A 17358-nucleotide genomic window follows, 5' to 3' on the forward strand; every position below is an offset into this window, starting at 1 on the left:
TCCCATTGATCACCCGACGGTCATCCACCCGCGGCCGACCCCTCGCCCCCGAGACCGGAAGCTACGGCTCGATCACCTGCCACTGCTCATCAGTGAGCTCGTGCCTACGCACCACAAGCCCAAGATCAAACCAGACCAGCCGCACCAACTTTGAGGACAGGCTCTAGGCCGCGTCACTCTCCACTCGGGGGAAGCGGGCCCGACCGGGCCACGCGAATCGGACACCAGTACCGGGGAAGAGAACGACCCCCGGTACCGTTCAGACCGGTAGTTGCAGAATCAACTTCCGGAGGCCCCACATGCCCGCCGTCACCGTCGCCGATGTCACGTTGCTCCCCCGTGTCCCCGAACCGGGGGCGGCTGCCCAGGACCGGCCCGTCCGCTCCGTCACCACCGCGCCGTCCGGGTTCGAGGGCGAGGGCTTCCCGGTGCGCCGCGCCTTCGCCGGGATCGACCTGCGCGACCTCGACCCGTTCCTGATGATGGACCAGATGGGCGAGGTCGAGTACGCGCCCGGCGAGCCGAAGGGCACGTCCTGGCACCCGCACCGGGGCTTCGAGACCGTCACCTACATCATGGACGGCACATTCGAGCACGCCGACTCGCACGGCGGCGGCGGAGTGATCACCAACGGCGACACCCAGTGGATGACCGCGGGCGGGGGGCTGCTGCACATCGAGCGCCCGCCGGAGTCGCTCGTCATGAGCGGCGGGCTCTTCCACGGCCTGCAGCTGTGGGTGAACCTGCCGAAGGCCGACAAGTGGCTCGAGCCGAAGTACCAGGACCTGCGGGCCGGCGAGTCGGCTCTGGTCACCACTCCGGACGGCGGGGCGCTGATCCGGGTGATCGCCGGTGAGCTCGCCGGGCACACCGGCCCGGGATCGACCCACACCCCGATGGCGATGATGCACGTCACCGTCGCGCCCGGCGCGACCGTCCGGCTGCCGTGGCGCCGCGACTTCAACGCGCTCGTCTACGTCCTCTCCGGGGCCGGATCGGTGGGCGCCGAGAAGCGCCCGGTGCGCACCGGACAGGCCGCCCTCTTCGGACCGGGCGACACGATCACCGTCTCGGGCAACGAGAAGCAGGAGTCGCGTCTCGCAGGGCTGGATGTGATCATCCTCGGGGGACAGCCGATCCAGGAGCCCGTCGCCTGGGCCGGTCCGTTCGTGATGAACACCCGGGCGGAGGTGCGGCAGGCGTTCGACGACTACCAGAAGGGCAAGCTGGGCGTCGTACCCGCCACGTACATCCCGCACGGGTCCGCAGGAGGAAACGCATGACCGAGCCGCAGGTTCTCGACGCCGCCGAGTCGTCCCGTTTCGAGATCCACGTCGACGGCAAGCTCGCAGGCTTCGCCGTCTACCGGCTCGGGCACGGTCGCATCAGCTTCATCCACACCGAGATCGACGACGCGTTCGCGGGACAGGGCCTGGGCGGCAAGCTCGTCCGGGCGGCGCTCGACGCCGCCCGGACCCGAGGCCTCGCGGTCATCCCCCTCTGCCCGTTCGTGCGGGGCTGGATCCAGAAGCACGAGGACTACCTGGATCTGGTGCCGGAGGCGGAGCGCTCGCACATCGGACTCTGATGAGCTGCCTGCGGGTCGGAGTCGCGCTGTCGGTCACCGGCCGGTTCGCACGCTTCGGCACGCAGGCCGCTGAAGGTCTCCGCTGCTGGCGTGAGCTGACCGACGGCGTCGACGTCGTCGTCGAGGACGACGAGAGCGATCCGCGGACAGTACGTGCTCGACTGCACGGGCTCGCCGCCCGATGCGATCTCCTGCTCGGGCCCTACTCCACACTGCTCGCACGCACCGCGGCAGAGGTGGCGTCCGCCGAGGACCTGCTGGTCTGGAACCACGGCGGCTCCGGCGACGACGTGCAGGCGGCGGCACCCGGCCACGTCGTCTCCGTCCTGTCGCCCACGAGCCGTTACGCCGAGCCGTTCGTCCGGCATCTCGCCGGCCACGAGGAGAAGGTTCCGCTGGTCCTGGCCCAGGGGCGCGGTCGCTTCGCGCGCCAGGTCATCGCCGGGGCGGAGCGGCACGCCGAGCGCATGGGCATCACGACCGTCCGCGCCGACGCACCGTTCACGCGCGACCAGCCGTGGGACCTCTTCACGGCAGGCACCTTCGAGGAAGACGTGGACACCGTCACGGCCGCCCGCACCGCGCCCGGCGGGCCGAGGATCATCGGGTCGGTCGCCGCCGGCGTACGGGAGTTCGCCGACGTGGTGCCGGACAGCAACGGAGTTCTGGGGGTCGCCCAGTGGTTCCCGGGCGGGCACCATCGGGCCGAGATCGGCCCGTCCGAGAACGACTTCCTGGCCACGTTCACCCGCCGGACCGGCACAACCCCCGACTACCCAGCCGTTCAGGCCGCCGCCGCAGCGGCCCTGGCCGTGCAGTGCGCGGAGACCGCCGGTGGTCGCGACCGACAGGGTTTGTGGGCAGCGGCCACCCACCTGCGGACCTCGACGATGTTCGGTGACTTCGCCGTCGCCGCCGAGAACGGCAGCCAGGTGGGCCACCGAATGACGCTGGTGCGCTGGGACGAGGGCCGCCTGGCCGCGCTGGAGAACCAACCCCCGGAACCCTGAGACCGAGCCGGAGCCGAACCGCGAGCTTGCACGACCGGCACGCTCACCCCGACCTAACGAACGAACGCGCCGCTCGCAGCCCCAAGGCCTGCGCTGCGACTCCCCGAACCCGGCAAGCCGAGACCCCAACACCCGCACGACCGGCACATTCATCCCGACCTATCGAACGAACGCGCCACTCGTAGCCCCGAGGCCTGCGCTGCGACTCCCCGAACCCGGCAAGCCGAGACCCCAACACCCGCACGACCGGCACATTCATCCCGACCTATCGGACGAACGCGCCACTCGTAGCCCGAAACCGGTGCCGAGGCCCCCCGAACCCGGCAAGCCCAGGCCCCCACTCCCGCACGATCGGCACATTCATCCTGATCTATCGGACGAACGCGCCGCTCGTTGCCCGAGCCCGCGGGGCCCCGAACCTGGCGAGCCCAAGCCCGACACCCGCACGACTGGCACGTTCATCCCGACCTAACGGACGAGAGCGCCGTTCGTTCACCTGGCCCGATCGACGGGCTCCCCGAACGCCCCGAGCCCTGGCCTCAACTCCCGAACGGCCGGCACGTTCATCCCGACCTGGCGGACGGGAGTGCCGTTCGTACGCCTGAGCCCGTTGGCTCGGCGTTCCCCGGGGCGCAGCCGCGGGTCGGGGTGTCGGGGGGCCTCCGTAGCCTTGACCTGTGCTTGCCGTCCACGCCGTCTGGTCGCCCGGCCGCGGTGTGCTGCTCTGGGCCGAGGACGGCGAGCGGCCCGCCACCTCCTCGAGCCGCTCGCTGCGGTCGGCCCGCCCCCACCCGTTCGCGGCCCCCGCGTCGACGCTCGTGGCGCTGCACCCCGGGAAGCCCGCCACTCTCACGCTGCTGCTGCCGTCCCGGCCGGGCGGCCCGCTCGCCTCACCGGAGCTGGTACGGGGCGGCGGGCGCGCCGCGCCGCCCCGGGGCGGGCCCACGCTGCGGCCGTGGTCGGTGCCGGCGCTGCTGGTCGACGTCGCCGAGCTCGACGACCCCGTCGACGAAGTGCGCTACGGCGCTTCGGTGGCCCACCTGCGCGCCGTGGCCGAGCTGGCGGCCGATCTCGCCGCCCGCGGCCGCGTGCTGCCCACCCTGGTCCGCAACGGTCCACTCGCATCCGCGCGGTGGCGCCCGATCGTCCAGGGCCTCGACGCCGTCACGTTCGACGCGCTGGTGGCCGCACTTCCGCCGGTCGGGCGGGCGGAGGCCGTGGGGCCCGCGCGTGGCCCGCAGGCCGGCGGCGACGCCCAGGAGCTGGTCACCGACGCGCTCGCCTGCCTCGCCGACGCCGCCGTCCGTGACCTGCTCGCCCGCGCGCCCGAGCCGGTCACCGTGCTCCCGCCGCGCACGGGCACGCCCCACAGGCTTGCGGCCACGGAGGCGTGGCTCGCCGCTCTGCTCACGCCCGACGGACGGATCGGGGGCGACTCCTCCGAACTGCCGGCCACCGAGCTGGCGGCTCTCGCCGACGCGGTGGCGCAGTGGGACGAGTTCGGCACGGCCCCCACCGGCGCGGGCCGTGCCTGCTTCCGGCTCTCCGAGATCAGCACCCTGCACGACCCCGCCGACCCGACCCCTGACGCTCTCGACCAGACCGGCGACGGCACGCGCTGGGTGCTGGAGTTCCTCCTGCAGTCCACCGCCGACCCGAGCCTGCTCGTCCCGGCGGAGCAGGTCTGGTCCGGCGGGGCGGCCCGGCTGATCGCGGAGCCGCAGGAGCTGCTGCTCGCCGAGCTCGGCCGCGCGTCGCTGGTGCTCCCGGCGCTCGCCCCGGCGCTGCGGCAGGCCCGCCCGTCCACGCTCGATCTCGACCTCGACGGCGCCCACCATTTCCTCACGGCGGGCGCGGCGCTGCTCGTCGAGGCCGGGTTCGGCGTGCAGTTGCCGTCCGGGTGGGACGGCGCGCGCCGCGTCGGGCTCGCCCTGAGCGCGCGCAGCACTCCGGCCGACCGCGTGCTCACCCGCAGTGGACTGGGCCGCGAGGAGCTGGCCGATTTCCGCTGGTCCATCGCGGTGGGCGACGAGGAGCTCTCCGAGGAGGAGCTCACCGACCTGGTCGCCACCAAGGCACCGCTGGTCCGGCTGCGGGGCCGGTGGGTCAGCGTCGACGCCGAGCGGTTGCAGAAAGGTCTGGAGTTCCTGCGCCGCGCCCGGCAGCGGCGTGCCGCGGGCGCCCCGACCGCCGCCGAGGTGCTCGCACTGGCCCACCGCCATCCCGACGACTGGGCGGCCGGCGGCGAGGAGGACGGTGTCCCGCTCCCCGTCACCGCGATCCACGCCGAGGGCTGGATCGGCCAGCTGCTCTCCGGCGAGGCCGAGCGCGCGATCACGCCGATCCCCCCGCCGCCGGGCTTCCAGGCGCAGCTTCGCCCCTACCAGGAGCGCGGCGTCTCATGGCTCGCTTTCCTCTCGGCGCTCGGGCTCGGCGCCTGCCTCGCCGACGACATGGGGCTGGGCAAGACGGTGCAGATGCTGGCCCTGGAGACACACGAGCGGGCCCAGCAGGAACAGGGCCCCACGCTGCTGATCTGCCCCATGTCGCTCGTGGGCACCTGGCAGCGGGAGGCCGCCCGCTTCGCTCCGCATCTGAAGGTGCTCGCGCACCACGGCCCCGGGCGGCTGCACGACGAGGAGCTCGCGGAGCGGGTCCGCGAGTCCGACCTCGTCGTCACCACCTACGCCACGGCCACGCGCGACGGCGACGAGCTGGCCCGGTTCGCGTGGCGCCGGCTCGTGCTCGACGAGGCACAGGCCGTGAAGAACAGCCGCGCCTCGCACGCGCGCGCCGTGCGCCGGTTCGACGCCGAGCACCGCGTGGCGCTCACCGGCACGCCCGTGGAGAACCGGCTCGCCGAGCTGTGGTCGATCATGGACGTGCTCAACCCCGGGCTGCTCGGCTCCGCCGACAGGTTCCGCGCCCGCTACGCCATCCCGGTTGAGCGGCACGGCAACACCGAGGCCGCCGCGCTGCTGCGCCGCGTCACGCGTCCGTACCTGCTGCGGCGGGTGAAGACGGATCCCACGATCATCGACGACCTGCCCGACAAGATCGAGATCACGCAGCACTACCGGCTCACCCGCGAGCAGGCCTCGCTCTACCGCACGGTCGTCGACGACATGATGGAGAAGATCGCCGACTCCCAGGGCATCGAGCGCCGCGGCAATGTGCTGGCCGCGATGGCCAAGCTCAAGCAGATCTGCAACCACCCGGCCCAGCTCCTGCACGACGGCTCACCGGTCGGCCGCCGCTCCGGCAAGATCCTCCGGCTCGAGGAGATCCTCGCCGAGATCCTCGACGAGGGCGACCGCGTGCTGTGCTTCACCCAGTTCGCCGAGTTCGGCCACATGCTCGTGCCGCACCTCTCGGCGCGCTTCGACACCGACGTCGCGTTCCTCCACGGGGGCACGCCCAAGAAACGCCGCGACGAGATGGTCACGCGCTTCCAGGCCGGTGAGGGGCCGCCGATCATGCTGCTCTCGCTCAAGGCGGGTGGCACCGGCCTCACGCTCACCGCCGCCAACCACGTGGTGCATCTCGACCGGTGGTGGAACCCCGCCGTCGAGAACCAGGCCACCGACCGGGCGTTCCGCATCGGGCAGCGGCGCAACGTCCAGGTGCGCAAGTTCGTGTGCCCGGGCACCGTCGAGGAGCGCATCGACGAGATGATCACCAAGAAGCGTGCGCTGTCGGAGATGGTGGTGGGCGACGGCGAGGGCTGGCTCACCGAACTGTCCACCGACTCCTTGCGCGAGCTGTTCACCCTGAGCTCGGAGGCCCTGGAGGAGACGGTCGAGGGGGGCGAGAATGCCTGATCCCGATCCCTTCTGGTGGCGCGACGCCGAGCCCGCGAAGGCGCGCAAGGTCGAGGGCGGCATCCAGATCAACAGCACCCGCGGCCCGGTGGCGCGGTCGTGGTGGTCACAGCGGTTCCTCTCGGTTCTGGAGTCGCTCGGCGTCGGCGGCCGGCTCTCGCGGGGGCGCAGCTACGCGCGTGCGGGCCAGATCGTCTCCCTCGATGTCGACGCCGGCGGCGCCGTCGCGCAGGTGCAGGGCTCGCGGCCGCAGCCGTACAAGGTGCGGATCGGCGTTCCGGCGTTCGGCAAGGCGGAGTGGGCCGCGGTAGCGCAGGCGCTGGTCGACGACGCCTCCTACGCCGCTGTGCTGCTCGGTGGCGAGATGCCGCGCGACATCGAGCGTGTCTTCGAGGCGGTCGGTCTGTCGCTCTTCCCGGCGAGCAACCGCGACCTCTCGATGGACTGCACCTGCCCCGACTTCGCCGTCCCGTGCAAGCACCTCGCCGCGGTGTTCTACGTGCTCGCCGAGTGGTTCGACGCCGATCCCTTCCAGATCCTCGCCCTGCGCGGCCGCGACCGCGAGACGCTCCTCGAGGACCTGCGCGCCCGCCGCACCGCGGCACTCCCGATCGACCCGACCCCGAGCAGCGGCGCCCTCGCCGACGTCATGGACACCTACTGGCACGCCGGCCCCGGTCTCCCCGAACGGCTGGCCGGCGCCCACACGCCGCCCGACGCGCTGCTCGACCAGGTGCCGCGCTTCGCGATCGACGTGCGGGGCGAGCAGGTCACCGACCTGCTGCGACCCGCCTACCGCGCCATGGCCGGAGAGGACACCGAGCTCGTCACCGGGCCCTGAGCTTCTCCAGCTGCCCGGCAAGGGCGAGCAACCGCGGCTCGCCACCGGGCGGAGCCACCAGCTGCACGCCGATCGGCACCCCCGAGGGATGCCGGCCGGCAGGCACGGAGAGAGCCGGATAGCCCGCGAGGTTCCACGGCGTGAGAAACCCGTTGGCTGGGGCCTGCGGCAGGTTGGCGAGCCACGACTTCCGGCTCCACAGCTGCGCCTTCGCCGGCAGCGCCGCTTGCGCGGGCGTGAGGAGCACGTCGTGTTCCGCGAAGAACTCGCCTGCGCGCGCGATCCACTCCCGCCGGGGGCCTTCACGCACCAGCCCGGCCCTGTTCACGAAACGCCCGATCCGCACATGGGTGCGCGTCCGCGGCTGGAGCCGGTCCGGGTCGAACTCCGCGGCGTGCTCCGCGGGCCCGGCGAACCAGCGCGCCGCGGCTCCGGTCAGAACGGCCGTTCCGTACCGGGGCGCGGCCACCGTGATGCTGTGCCCGGCGGCGCGAAGCTGCTTCGCGACCTGCGTGACCGCCGCCGTCATCGGCTTCGGCACCGATGCCCCCGTGACCGGCATACGAGTGGACACGGCCACCCGCAGCGGGCCCGGCTCGGTGATCCGGCCCAGGTCGGGCCGCTCGGCGAGCACAGCGAGCAGCAGGGCCGCGTCGGCTGCGGTCGTCGCGAGTGCACCGTGCCGGTAGAGCCCGCAGAACAGCCCGGAGTCGGACGCGGGGACGACGCCCGCGCCCGGCATGATGCCGAGCACCCCGCAGATCGCGGCGGGACCCCGGATCGAGCCGAGAGCGTCCGTGCCGTGGGCGAGCGGCACCATGCCCGCCGCCACCGCCGCCGCGCTCCCCCCGGACGATCCACCGGCCACGTACTCCGGCGCCGCCGGGTTGCGGGCGATCCCCTCGGCCGTGTCGGTCGACGGCCAGGCGCACAGCTCGGGCACCCGGCTCAGCCCGACCACCACGGCACCCGCCGCGCGCAGCCGGGCGACGATCTCGCCGTCGGCGCGGGCGACCTGCCGGGACCCCGCGCGCGATCCCCACTCCGCGAACTCTCCGGCGACCGCGACGACGTCCTTGACGGCGATCGGCACGCCGGCGAGCGGGAGATCAGCGAGGTCGGGCCGCGCGCCGATCGCTCGGGCCTCGGCCGGCGCCTCCTGCGCGCGGACCCGCCGGAACGCCCCGATCGTGTCGTCACGGGCCGAGATCCGGTCCAACGCCTCCTCGGTGATCCGCACCGGGTCCAGCGTTCCCGCCCGCACTCCCCCGGCCACCTCATCCGCCGTACGGATCATGAGTCGAAACGGTACGCGTGGGCGACCGGCCGCCGCCGCGTGGACGTCGACACGACAGGCTGATCCGCACCGCCCGTGGGGCCAGGTCTCCCCCGGACGTTCAGGGCGGGTACGAAGACGGGGTGCCCGACATCCCTCATCTCGCCACGCTCGCCGTTCACGCCGGCAACGCCGTCGACACGGGCAGCGGAGCGATCCGCCGCCCGCTCGTCATGGCGAACTCCTACGCGCTGCCCGACGACCCGTCCGAGCTCTCCTGGTCGGGCACCGACACCCCGCTCTACACCCGCAACGGCGGCGCCAACCAGGGATGGCTGGAGGACAAGCTCGCCGCGCTCGACGGGGGTACTGCGGCGGTGGCCCTCGCGAGCGGGATGGCCGCGCAGCACGCGGTGTTCTTCGCCGCTCTGCGCTCCGGCGACCACGTGGTCTGCTCCGACACCACCTACGTCGGCACCTATCGACTGCTCCACGACCTGCTCCCGGCGAAGTACGGGATCACCGCCACCCTCGTCGACTCCTCCGACCTCGACACCGTGGCCGCCGCCGTGCGCCCCGAGACCCGGCTGGTGCACATCGAGACGCCGGCCAACCCCACCACCCGGATCACCGACGTCGCCGCGGTCGCGGACATCGCGCACGGCGCAGGCGCGCTGCTGTCGGTCGATGCCACGTTCGCCACGCCCGTGCTGCAGCGCCCGCTCGACCTGGGCGCCGACGTCGTCGTGCACTCGCTCACGAAGTACATCAACGGCCACGGCGACGCGATGGGCGGCGCCGTGATCGGCGGCGGGGAGGCCGGCAGCGCACTCGTGGCCGACATCCGGCGCGAGGCGATGGTCAACGTGGGCGGCGTGATCAGCCCGTTCAACGCCTGGTTGATCATGCGCGGTTCGGTGACCCTGCCGATGCGGATGCGCGCCCACTGCGCCGGGGCGATGGCCGTGGCCCAGTTCCTCGAGGAGCACCCGCGGGTCGCCTACGTCGCCTACCCGGGCCTGCCCTCCCACCCGCAGCACGCGCTCGCCGGCCGCACGCTCGACGGCGGGTTCGGCGGGATGCTTGCGTTCGCCGTGGACGGCGACTCCGCTGCGCAGAACCGGTTCGTGGCAGCGCTGCGGCTGATCACCTCGGCGGTCTCGCTCGGGCACGACGAGTCGCTGATCGTGCACGTCTCCGGCGACGACGAGCGGGCCCGGTACTACCCCGAGAAGTTCCGCCGCTACGGCCACCTGCGGTTCTCCGTGGGCCTCGAGGACCCCCGAGATCTGATCGCCGACCTCTCCCGCGCCCTCGACGCCGTCGGTTCCTGAGGCCACACATCGGCAGCCGGACGAGCGGCCCACGGGGGTAGCGTCGAGGCGTGAAGGTTCGTATCGGTATCGGGTCAGTGCCTCTCGCCTCCGGTCCGGGCCCCGGGCCCGAGCTCGCAGAACTGATCGACGAACTCGAGGCCCGCCACATCGACTCGCTCTGGCTGGCCGACACGGCGTCGGCCCCGTCGATCGACCCCGTCGTCGGGATGGCGTTCGCCGCGGGCCGTACCCGTGAGCTGAAGCTCGGCACGGGCGTTCTGGTGCTCCCCGGCCGCAACCCCGCGCTCGTCGCCGCGCAGCTGGCGTCGCTGGCGGCGCTGGCTCCCCGGCGGATCCTGCCCGCGTTCGGGGTGCGGTCGGTCACGCCCGCCGAGCGCGATCTGTTCCCGGCACCCGACGGCGCGCGGGCCGCCCTGTTCGACGAGTCCCTCGTCGTGGTGCGTCGGTTGCTGTCCGAGCCGAGCGTCACCCACCACGGCCGGTTCTTCCACCTCGACGACGCATCGGTGGCGCCGCTACCTGCGCGGCCGCTCGATCTCTGGCTCGGTGGCCGCGCCCCGGCCGGGCTGCGGCGGATCGGGCGGCTGGCCGACGGCTGGCTCGGCAGTGCCGTCACCCCGGAGGAGGCCGGCGTGGCCAGGTCGCTCATCGAGGAGACGGCCAAGGACGCCGGCCGTGAGATCGAGCCCGACCACTACGGCACGAACATCGCCGTGATCCCGCCCGGCGCCACCATCACCGACGCCGCGATCGCCCGCATCGCGCGGCGCCGCCCGGATCTCGACCCGAAGCTGCTGGTGGCCCACGGATGGGACGCCGCGCGCGAGCAGGTGCGCCGCTTCGTCGACGTCGGGCTGACGAAGTTCGTCGTCCGCCCCGCCGGAACGGTCGCGTCGTGGCGCGGGTTCCTCGACCAGTTCACGGCCGAGATCGCCGGGCTGGAGGCCGAGCTCAGCAGCTGACCACGCCGTTCACGCCGCCTGATCGGCCGCCGCGGGAACACCGGAGAACAACCCGGTGCGCCGGGCACGGCGCTCGAACCACAACGTGGCGAGCGGCGGGATGCTGGCCACGAGTGCCACCACGGTCGTTCCGACGCTCCACCGGAAATCGCGCGCCACCAGCAGCGTGACGACGACGTAGATGATGAAGAGCACCCCGTGGATCGGCCCGAACACGGTGACGCCGATGTCGTTGCGCACCACGACGTACTTGAAGAACATCCCGATCAGCAGGCCGGCCCAGGAGCAGGCCTCAGCGATCGCGATGGTGCGGAACACCAGAGCACCCGTGGTCGGGGAGGGGAAGGCAGCCATGTGCGCCACTCTGCCCGACCATGGTTCCGTAGCTTCTACCGGGTGTCGAAAGTAACCGTCCTACGACAGCCGGCCCCGGAGATACCGGGGTGATGGCGGGGCCAGTGGCACCACCGGGGCGTCCCCGAGGATGTCGTTGGCCGCCTTGTAGAACGTTCGCGCCGGCGCCCCACCACCGAAGAGCGTTCCGCTCGAGCAGGTGCTGGGCGGCGACCCATCGCAGATCGGCCGCGGGTTCCGGGAGTCGTCGAACACGATCGCCGCTCCGGCGAGCTGCGGCGTGGCGCCCACGAAGGCCGCGGACTGGAAGATCTGCGTGGTTCCGGTCTTGGCCGAGGCGGGTCGTGACCAGCCCTGAGCGGCCGCCGCCGCCGCCGACGTACCACCCGGCTGGTCGTCCTCACTGAGGCCGTTGACCAAGCTGTCCGCCAGCGCGGGAGCGACCGCCTGCCGGCACGGGGTCTGGTTCACGGGCACCGGTTTGCCGGCCTGGTCGGTCACCGAGAGGATCGGCGTGGGCGGGCACCACATGCCGTGGCTCTGCAGCGTCGCGTCGACGTTGGCCAGCTCGAGGTCGCTCGTCGGGGTCACGCCGAGGGTGAAGGACGCCTGCCTCTCCGCCTTCACCGTGTCGGCGATCGACATGGCTCCCGGCTTGTCACTCACCGGGTTGGAGAGCGAGGTCATGCCGAGCCGCTGCGCCATGTCCACGATGGGCGGGATCCCGGTGCTCTCCTCGAGCTTCACGAAGGCGGTGTTCGGCGACTCGGCGAGCGCCTCGGTGAGGGTCAGCTGTGGCGCGAGGGTCTCCTCGGCGTTGTGCACCGGGATGTCGTGGCCCGAAGCGTCCTTGTAGATCGGGCTCAGGTACCCGCTCGGCGGCACGTCGATCACCGAGTCGATACCGATCAGGCCCTGCTCCATGGCCGTGGCGGCGGTGAAGATCTTGTACACCGAACCGGCACCGAGGTTCTCCGGCTGATAGGGCAGTCCGTAGCTGGACTGGCCCGGCTTGTTGCCGTACGTGCGGTTGGCCACCATCGCCGTGATCGGGTGCACGGTCTGGCCGGGCTGCACGAACGAGAGCACGTCAGCGACGTGCGGCGTCCTCGGGGGCACCTGACTGTCCACTGCGGACTTGGCCTTCTCCTGTGCGTCCGGGTCGAGCGTGGTACGGATCGTGTAGCCACCCGACAAGAGCTGCTCGCCGGTGAAGCCGGCCTGCTCCAGGTAGCGCACCACGTAGGCACAGAAGTAGCCGTCGTCCCCCGCACCCGTGCAGCCCTCGGGCGGTACGGACGTCTCGTCCACCACGCCCAGCGGCGCGGAGGTGGCGGTTGCGGCATCGTCGGGGTTGATCGAGCCGAGTTGGCGCAGCTGCGCGATCACCACGTCGCGGCGCGCCTTGGCGGCCTCGGGATGCTCGATCGGGTCGAACTGGGTGGGGCTCTGCACCATTCCGGCGAGCAGTGCCGCCTGCGGGACGGTCAGCGCGGAGGCGGTGGTGTTGAAGTAGACCCGCGCCGCGGCTGCCACGCCGTAGGCGCCGTGCCCGAAATAGACGATGTTGAGATAGCGGGTGAGGATGTCCTCCTTGCTGAGGTTGTGGTCGACCGTGACCGCCAGCTCGGCCTCGTGGATCTTGCGGGCGAGACTGGGCGCCACGGCCGCCTGGCGCTGCGCGTCGTTGGTGGCCGCCACATAGAGCTCGTAGTTCTTCACGTACTGCTGGGTCAGGGTCGAACCACCCTGCTGAGCGCCGCCGCCGGCGTCGTTGACCAGGGCGCGAATGGTGCCGACCGGGTCGACACCTCCGTGCTCGAAGAAGCGCCGGTCCTCGATGGCGACGATCGCCGCCTTCATCGCCGCCGAGATCTGACTGCTCGGGACGGGCGTCCGGAACTGGTCGTAGAGGAAGGCGATCGGTTTCCCGGTGGAGTCCGTCACAGTGGTGACGTCGGGGGTGTTCCCCGCGAGCAGGGAGGCCGGCGCGACATTGACCGCCCCGTTGCTGACCTGCCCGGCCAACGCTCCGATGCCACCGACCACCGGAAAGCTCATCACGGCCAGCACCACGGCTGCCACCAGCCCCAGCACCGCCAGACGCGCGCACTTACGGAGAACCACCACGCACCACATCTACCAGTGCGCCCATCCCCACGCAGAATCCGGATGATCTGTACACATATCGGAGAAAAGCGACCAGCCGGACGCACAGGATGGTTCGACAAAAGGGTGTGTAGAACATTCCCTGACTTCCCGACAGGGGCACACTCGAGAGGTCCCTCCAGTGCACCACAGGACGGCACTGCGGAAACAGCGTTGCGGAAAGGTGGAGAAATGGGCGAGCTCAGCCCCTGGCACTGGCTCATCGTGATCGGCGTGGTGGTTCTCCTGTTCGGAGCCAAGAAGCTCCCCGACGCGGCGCGCGGTCTCGGCCGGTCCGCCCGGATCCTGCAGGCGGAACTGCGGGCAGGCACCGCACCTGCGACGACCGACCCTGAGCCCGGTCGCCCGGCCGCCGACGAGGACAAGGCCTGAACGAGAAAGTAGCCTGACACTTACGTAAGTGATGGTCTACACTCCTCGAATGCAGGCCGTCCTCGAAGCCCTCGTCGAACCGCGACGGCGCGAGATCCTCCGGCTCGTGCGCGACGGGGAACTCCCGGCGGGCGCGATCGCCGAGCAGTTTCCCGACGTAGCCCGGCCCACCGTCTCGCAGCACCTGCGGGTGCTGCGCGGTGCCGGGCTGCTCGTCGAACGACGCGAAGGCACCCGGCGGTTCTACCGCGCCCGCCCGGATGCGCTCGCCGAGCTGCGCGCATTCGTCGAGGACTTCTGGGACGCCCGGCTGGCCGACATCCAGGCGATCGCCGAGGAGGATCAGTGATGTCGAACAACACGGCGACGTCGGGCACCCCCGCACCGTGGTGGACCGAGCTCAAGAGCATCACCTTGCACGTCGAGGGCGAGGCGCCCGGGCTCTGGCCCGCCGGCGCGAGCGAGGAGTACCGCCTGGCCCGCTCGGAGCTGCGCCGGGCCGAGGCCGAGCTGCGCGACCGGATCGAGACCGTGGCCGCGATGCGCCGCGCGCTGCCACTCGGGGCCACTGTGCAGAACCACCGGTTCGTCGAGGGCCCGGCCGACCTCGCCGCCGAGGGACCCGAGCGCCCCGTCACGCTCGAGGAGCTCTTCGGCGACCACGACGAGCTGGTCATCTATCACCTGATGCTGCATCCCGAGGACAACGCCGCCTGCGCGGCGTGCTCGATGTTCGTCGACGGCCTCAACGGGGTGGAGCGCCACATCGCCCAGCGCACCGCCTTCGCCGTGATGGCTCCCGCCCCACTCCCCGCCCTTCGCGGCTGGGCGCGCGTCCGGGGCTGGTCACGGGTGCGGCTGGTCTCCGCTGCCGGCACCACGTTCCTCGACGATCTCGGGGTGGCCGGCTCGCGTGGGGCACTGTTCCCGGCGTTCAGCGTGCATGTCCGCGACCGCGAGGCCGGTGCGGTGCGTCATGTCCTCACCCAGCCCGCCGATTTCCCCGACGGCACCCCGCGTGGCATGGACCTGCTCACGCCCGTGTGGAACCTGTTCGACCTGCTGCCGTCCGGCCGAGGCGACCGTGAGCCGGACAACACCTATCCCCTCGCACGAGCATCAGGTGGAGTATCTGCGTCATGACCCGGTGGTTTCCTGTGGTACTCGGCGCGCTCGGCGTGCTCCTGTTCGTCATCGGTGGGGTGTGGACTCTCCAGGGGGCCGACCTGCTGGGCGGCAGCTTCATGAGCGGGTCCCGCACCTGGCTCGTGATCGGGCTGCTGGTGCTGATCGGCGGGATCGCGCTCATCTCGAGCTCGGTGCGCAGCCGCGCCCGTCACTGAGTCTCCCGGCGAGGCGTTGCACCGTAGCTACGACGCCGCTCTGAGGACACTGCACCGTTCGGAGCACGCCGGGCGAGATCGACTCGCGAGCGTGTCCGGGTCGTCGCACCATTTCGTCATGAACAGGGTATGGCGCGAATCTCACGGGCCTCTGGACGCCGTGCACCGCGTCGGCGCGGTGCTGTTCGCTCTCGGGCTGTGGGTGTTCGGCATCCTCGGCCTCGTCAACCGGCTGGAACCGTTCACCACCAACGGCACCCCGGTGCTCGGGCTCTCGTCCAACGGTCTGCTCTCGGTGATCTCGCTGGTCGTGGGCGCGATCCTGATCGCGGCGGCCATGCGCGGCGGCCGCACGGCCTCCACGGTGACCGTCATCGTGGGGGTGGCGTTCATCCTCTCGGGCCTGGCCAACGTGCTCGTGCTGAACACCCCGATGAACCTGCTCGCGTTCCGGATGCCGAACGTGATCTTCAGCCTGATCGCAGGCGCGCTCCTGCTGTTCCTCGGCGCATACGGGAGGTACACGGGTGGGCTGCCCGACGACAACCCGTACCGCGTGGAACGCCATCCCGGCGGTGAGCCGGAGGTGCCCCTGCCCACCGTCTTCCGGGACGCGGCGGACGTGATCGCCGCCCGGGAACTCGCCGAGGCCGAGCGCGCCGTCGCCCAGCACGCCGCCTCACCGGAGCAGGCCGACCGTGTCGCTGCGGCGCGGGGTGCACGGCGCGCCGAGGACCGGGTGCGCTCCTGGCGTGCGGGCGCGTCCTGACCTCGACCGCCAGGCGGACCAGCGCCGACGGCTCCTGATCACCGGATCCACCGCCCGTACACCCTTCGGCCATCGCGCGGCCCACTGACCATCGGCTCTAGAGCACCGCTCCAAAACAGTTCTATCGCCGGGCCGCGGCCCGGGGCACGATGGCCCGGAGGGGACGAGCCGATCCCCTGGCGACGATGCGGAGGCGCGGACGATGGCGTGGGATTTCTCGACGGAACCCGAGTTCGAGGCACAGCTCGAATGGATGCGCGGCTTCGTCCGCGAGGAGATCGTCCCGTTGGAGACCCTCGACCTGGACCGCGAGACCTATGCGCGGATCACCGCACCGCTCAAGGAGCAGGTGAAGGAGCGCGGGCTGTGGGCGGCCCACCTGCCGCCCGAGCTCGGCGGCGGCGGGTTCGGACAGGTCAGGCTCGGGCTGATGCACGAGATCCTCGGCCAATGCCGCTACGCACCGGGGATCTTCGGCAACCAGGCGCCCGACTCCGGCAATGCGGAGCTGCTCGCCATCGGTGGGAGCCCCGAGCAGAAGGAGCGCTGGATGCACCCGCTGCTGCGCGGAGAGCTGCGCAGCTGCTTCTCGATGACCGAGCCCGGGGCCGGGGCCGACCCGACGCTGCTCTCGACGCGGGCGGTGCTCGACGGCGACGACTACGTGATCAACGGGCACAAGTGGTTCTCGTCGAACGCCTCGCACGCCGACTTCCTGATCGTCATGGCAGTGACCGACCCCGACGTGTCGGCCTACCAGGGTTCGTCGATGATCGTCGTGCCGGTCGAGACGCCGGGCGTGCAGATCGTCCGCGACATCCCGGTGATGGACCACCCCGCGGTCGGCGGCGACCTCTACGGAGGGCACGCCGAGATCATCTACACGGACGTGCGCGTGCCGAAGGAGAACCTGGTCGGCAACCCCGGCGACGGCTTCCGGCTCGCTCAGCAGCGCCTCGGCCCCGGCCGCATCCACCACGCGATGCGCTGGCTCGGTCAGTCGAAGCGGGCGTTCGACATGCTGTGCGAACGGGCGGTGAGCCGGTACACCCACGGCTCCGTGCTCGCCGAGAAGCAGATGGTGCAGGACTGGGTCGCCACGTCCGCGGCGGAGATGCAGGCCGCGCGCCTGATGACCTTGCACGCCGCGTGGACGATGGACCAGGTGGGCGCATCGAACGCCCGCGTCGAGATCGCCATGATCAAGTACTGGGGCGCGAAGGTGCTCCACGACGTGATCGACCGCGCGATCCAGGTACACGGCTCGCTGGGCTTCTCCGGCGACCTGCCGCTGGAAGGGATGTATCGCGCGGCCCGCGCCGCCCGGATCTACGACGGCCCTGACGAGGTGCACAAGAGCACGGTGGCGCGCCGGATCCTGCGCGGCTACACCCCCACCGAAGTGCCCACCGAGCACGTCCCCACCCGCGCCGAAGCGGCCCGGAAGAAGTTCGCCCAGTACCTCGAGGAAGCGACTGCAAACCTGTAGCGCAACCCGGCCGCCTGCGAAGGTCGG

16 protein-coding genes are annotated in these 17358 nt (G+C 71.7%); 13 read left to right on the forward strand and 3 right to left on the reverse strand.

Annotated elements, in window-relative coordinates; translation table 11 throughout:
- The first annotated feature begins 299 nt into the window (after positions 1 to 299).
- The 5 genes from ABD743_RS43675 to ABD743_RS43695 all read left to right on the forward strand — a co-directional run bounded on the left by ABD743_RS43675 (position 300) and on the right by ABD743_RS43695 (position 7260).
- Entirely contained in the window at positions 300 to 1283 is a 984-nt protein-coding gene (locus ABD743_RS43675; protein WP_344730479.1) for a pirin family protein, read from the forward strand.
- Positions 1280 to 1588, forward strand: a complete 309-nt coding sequence (locus ABD743_RS43680; RefSeq protein ID WP_344730481.1) for a GNAT family N-acetyltransferase — start codon at positions 1280 to 1282, stop codon at positions 1586 to 1588. The genes ABD743_RS43675 and ABD743_RS43680 overlap by 4 nt, the downstream gene beginning before the upstream one ends.
- Complete coding sequence (locus ABD743_RS43685) at positions 1588 to 2598, forward strand: ABC transporter substrate-binding protein (protein WP_344730483.1); 1011 nt, start codon at positions 1588 to 1590, stop codon at positions 2596 to 2598. The genes ABD743_RS43680 and ABD743_RS43685 overlap by 1 nt, the downstream gene beginning before the upstream one ends.
- A gap of 677 nt (positions 2599 to 3275) precedes the next feature.
- Complete coding sequence (locus ABD743_RS43690) at positions 3276 to 6419, forward strand: SNF2-related protein (RefSeq protein ID WP_344730485.1); 3144 nt, start codon at positions 3276 to 3278, stop codon at positions 6417 to 6419.
- Entirely contained in the window at positions 6412 to 7260 is an 849-nt protein-coding gene (locus ABD743_RS43695; RefSeq protein WP_344730487.1) for an SWIM zinc finger family protein, read from the forward strand. Before ABD743_RS43690 ends, ABD743_RS43695 begins: the two co-directional genes overlap by 8 nt.
- Here the strand turns inward: ABD743_RS43695 and ABD743_RS43700 are convergent.
- A complete protein-coding gene (locus ABD743_RS43700) occupies positions 7247 to 8557 on the reverse strand; it encodes an amidase (protein ID WP_344730489.1) in 1311 nt (436 codons plus the stop codon). The two genes, ABD743_RS43695 and ABD743_RS43700, sit on opposite strands and share 14 nt — an antisense overlap.
- 122 nt (positions 8558 to 8679) lie before the next feature.
- Here ABD743_RS43700 and ABD743_RS43705 point away from each other — a divergent pair, with 122 nt between their 5' ends.
- A complete protein-coding gene (locus ABD743_RS43705) occupies positions 8680 to 9870 on the forward strand; it encodes a trans-sulfuration enzyme family protein (RefSeq protein WP_344730491.1) in 1191 nt (396 codons plus the stop codon).
- Between the two features lie 50 nt (positions 9871 to 9920).
- Positions 9921 to 10835 (forward strand): TIGR03854 family LLM class F420-dependent oxidoreductase, encoded by a 915-nt coding sequence (locus ABD743_RS43710; RefSeq protein WP_344730493.1) that lies wholly within the window; start codon positions 9921 to 9923, stop codon positions 10833 to 10835.
- A gap of 9 nt (positions 10836 to 10844) precedes the next feature.
- On the opposite strand, the gene ABD743_RS43715 is transcribed toward ABD743_RS43710, so the two are convergent.
- Both ABD743_RS43715 and ABD743_RS43720 read right to left on the reverse strand, forming a co-directional pair.
- The gene (locus ABD743_RS43715) at positions 10845 to 11189 is read right to left on the reverse strand and encodes a DUF3817 domain-containing protein (RefSeq protein WP_344730495.1); all 345 of its coding nucleotides are present in this window, start codon (positions 11187 to 11189) and stop codon (positions 10845 to 10847) included.
- A gap of 60 nt (positions 11190 to 11249) precedes the next feature.
- Positions 11250 to 13316 (reverse strand): transglycosylase domain-containing protein, encoded by a 2067-nt coding sequence (locus tag ABD743_RS43720; RefSeq protein WP_344730497.1) that lies wholly within the window; start codon positions 13314 to 13316, stop codon positions 11250 to 11252.
- A 213-nt stretch (positions 13317 to 13529) separates the two neighbouring features.
- Between ABD743_RS43720 and tatA the strand changes: the two genes are divergently transcribed.
- The 6 genes from tatA (at position 13530) to ABD743_RS43750 (ending at position 17331) form a co-directional block, all read left to right on the forward strand.
- On the forward strand, positions 13530 to 13730 hold the full coding sequence (gene tatA / locus ABD743_RS43725; RefSeq protein WP_344730498.1) for a Sec-independent protein translocase subunit TatA: 201 nt from the start codon (positions 13530 to 13532) through the stop codon (positions 13728 to 13730).
- A gap of 49 nt (positions 13731 to 13779) precedes the next feature.
- Entirely contained in the window at positions 13780 to 14079 is a 300-nt protein-coding gene (locus ABD743_RS43730; RefSeq protein ID WP_344730500.1) for an ArsR/SmtB family transcription factor, read from the forward strand.
- Complete coding sequence (locus ABD743_RS43735) at positions 14079 to 14873, forward strand: DUF899 family protein (RefSeq protein ID WP_344730502.1); 795 nt, start codon at positions 14079 to 14081, stop codon at positions 14871 to 14873. Before ABD743_RS43730 ends, ABD743_RS43735 begins: the two co-directional genes overlap by 1 nt.
- Positions 14870 to 15073: a hypothetical protein gene (locus ABD743_RS43740; protein WP_344730504.1), complete on the forward strand. Its 204-nt coding sequence runs from the start codon at positions 14870 to 14872 to the stop codon at positions 15071 to 15073. The genes ABD743_RS43735 and ABD743_RS43740 overlap by 4 nt, the downstream gene beginning before the upstream one ends.
- Before the next feature lie 118 nt (positions 15074 to 15191).
- Complete coding sequence (locus tag ABD743_RS43745; protein WP_344730506.1) at positions 15192 to 15842, forward strand: DUF4383 domain-containing protein; 651 nt, start codon at positions 15192 to 15194, stop codon at positions 15840 to 15842.
- A gap of 202 nt (positions 15843 to 16044) precedes the next feature.
- Positions 16045 to 17331, forward strand: a complete 1287-nt coding sequence (locus ABD743_RS43750) for an acyl-CoA dehydrogenase family protein (protein ID WP_344730508.1) — start codon at positions 16045 to 16047, stop codon at positions 17329 to 17331.
- Positions 17332 to 17358 lie beyond the last annotated feature (27 nt).

The organism is Pseudonocardia yunnanensis (assembly GCF_039534065.1).
Taxonomy (GTDB): Bacteria; Actinomycetota; Actinomycetes; order Mycobacteriales; family Pseudonocardiaceae; genus Pseudonocardia; species Pseudonocardia yunnanensis.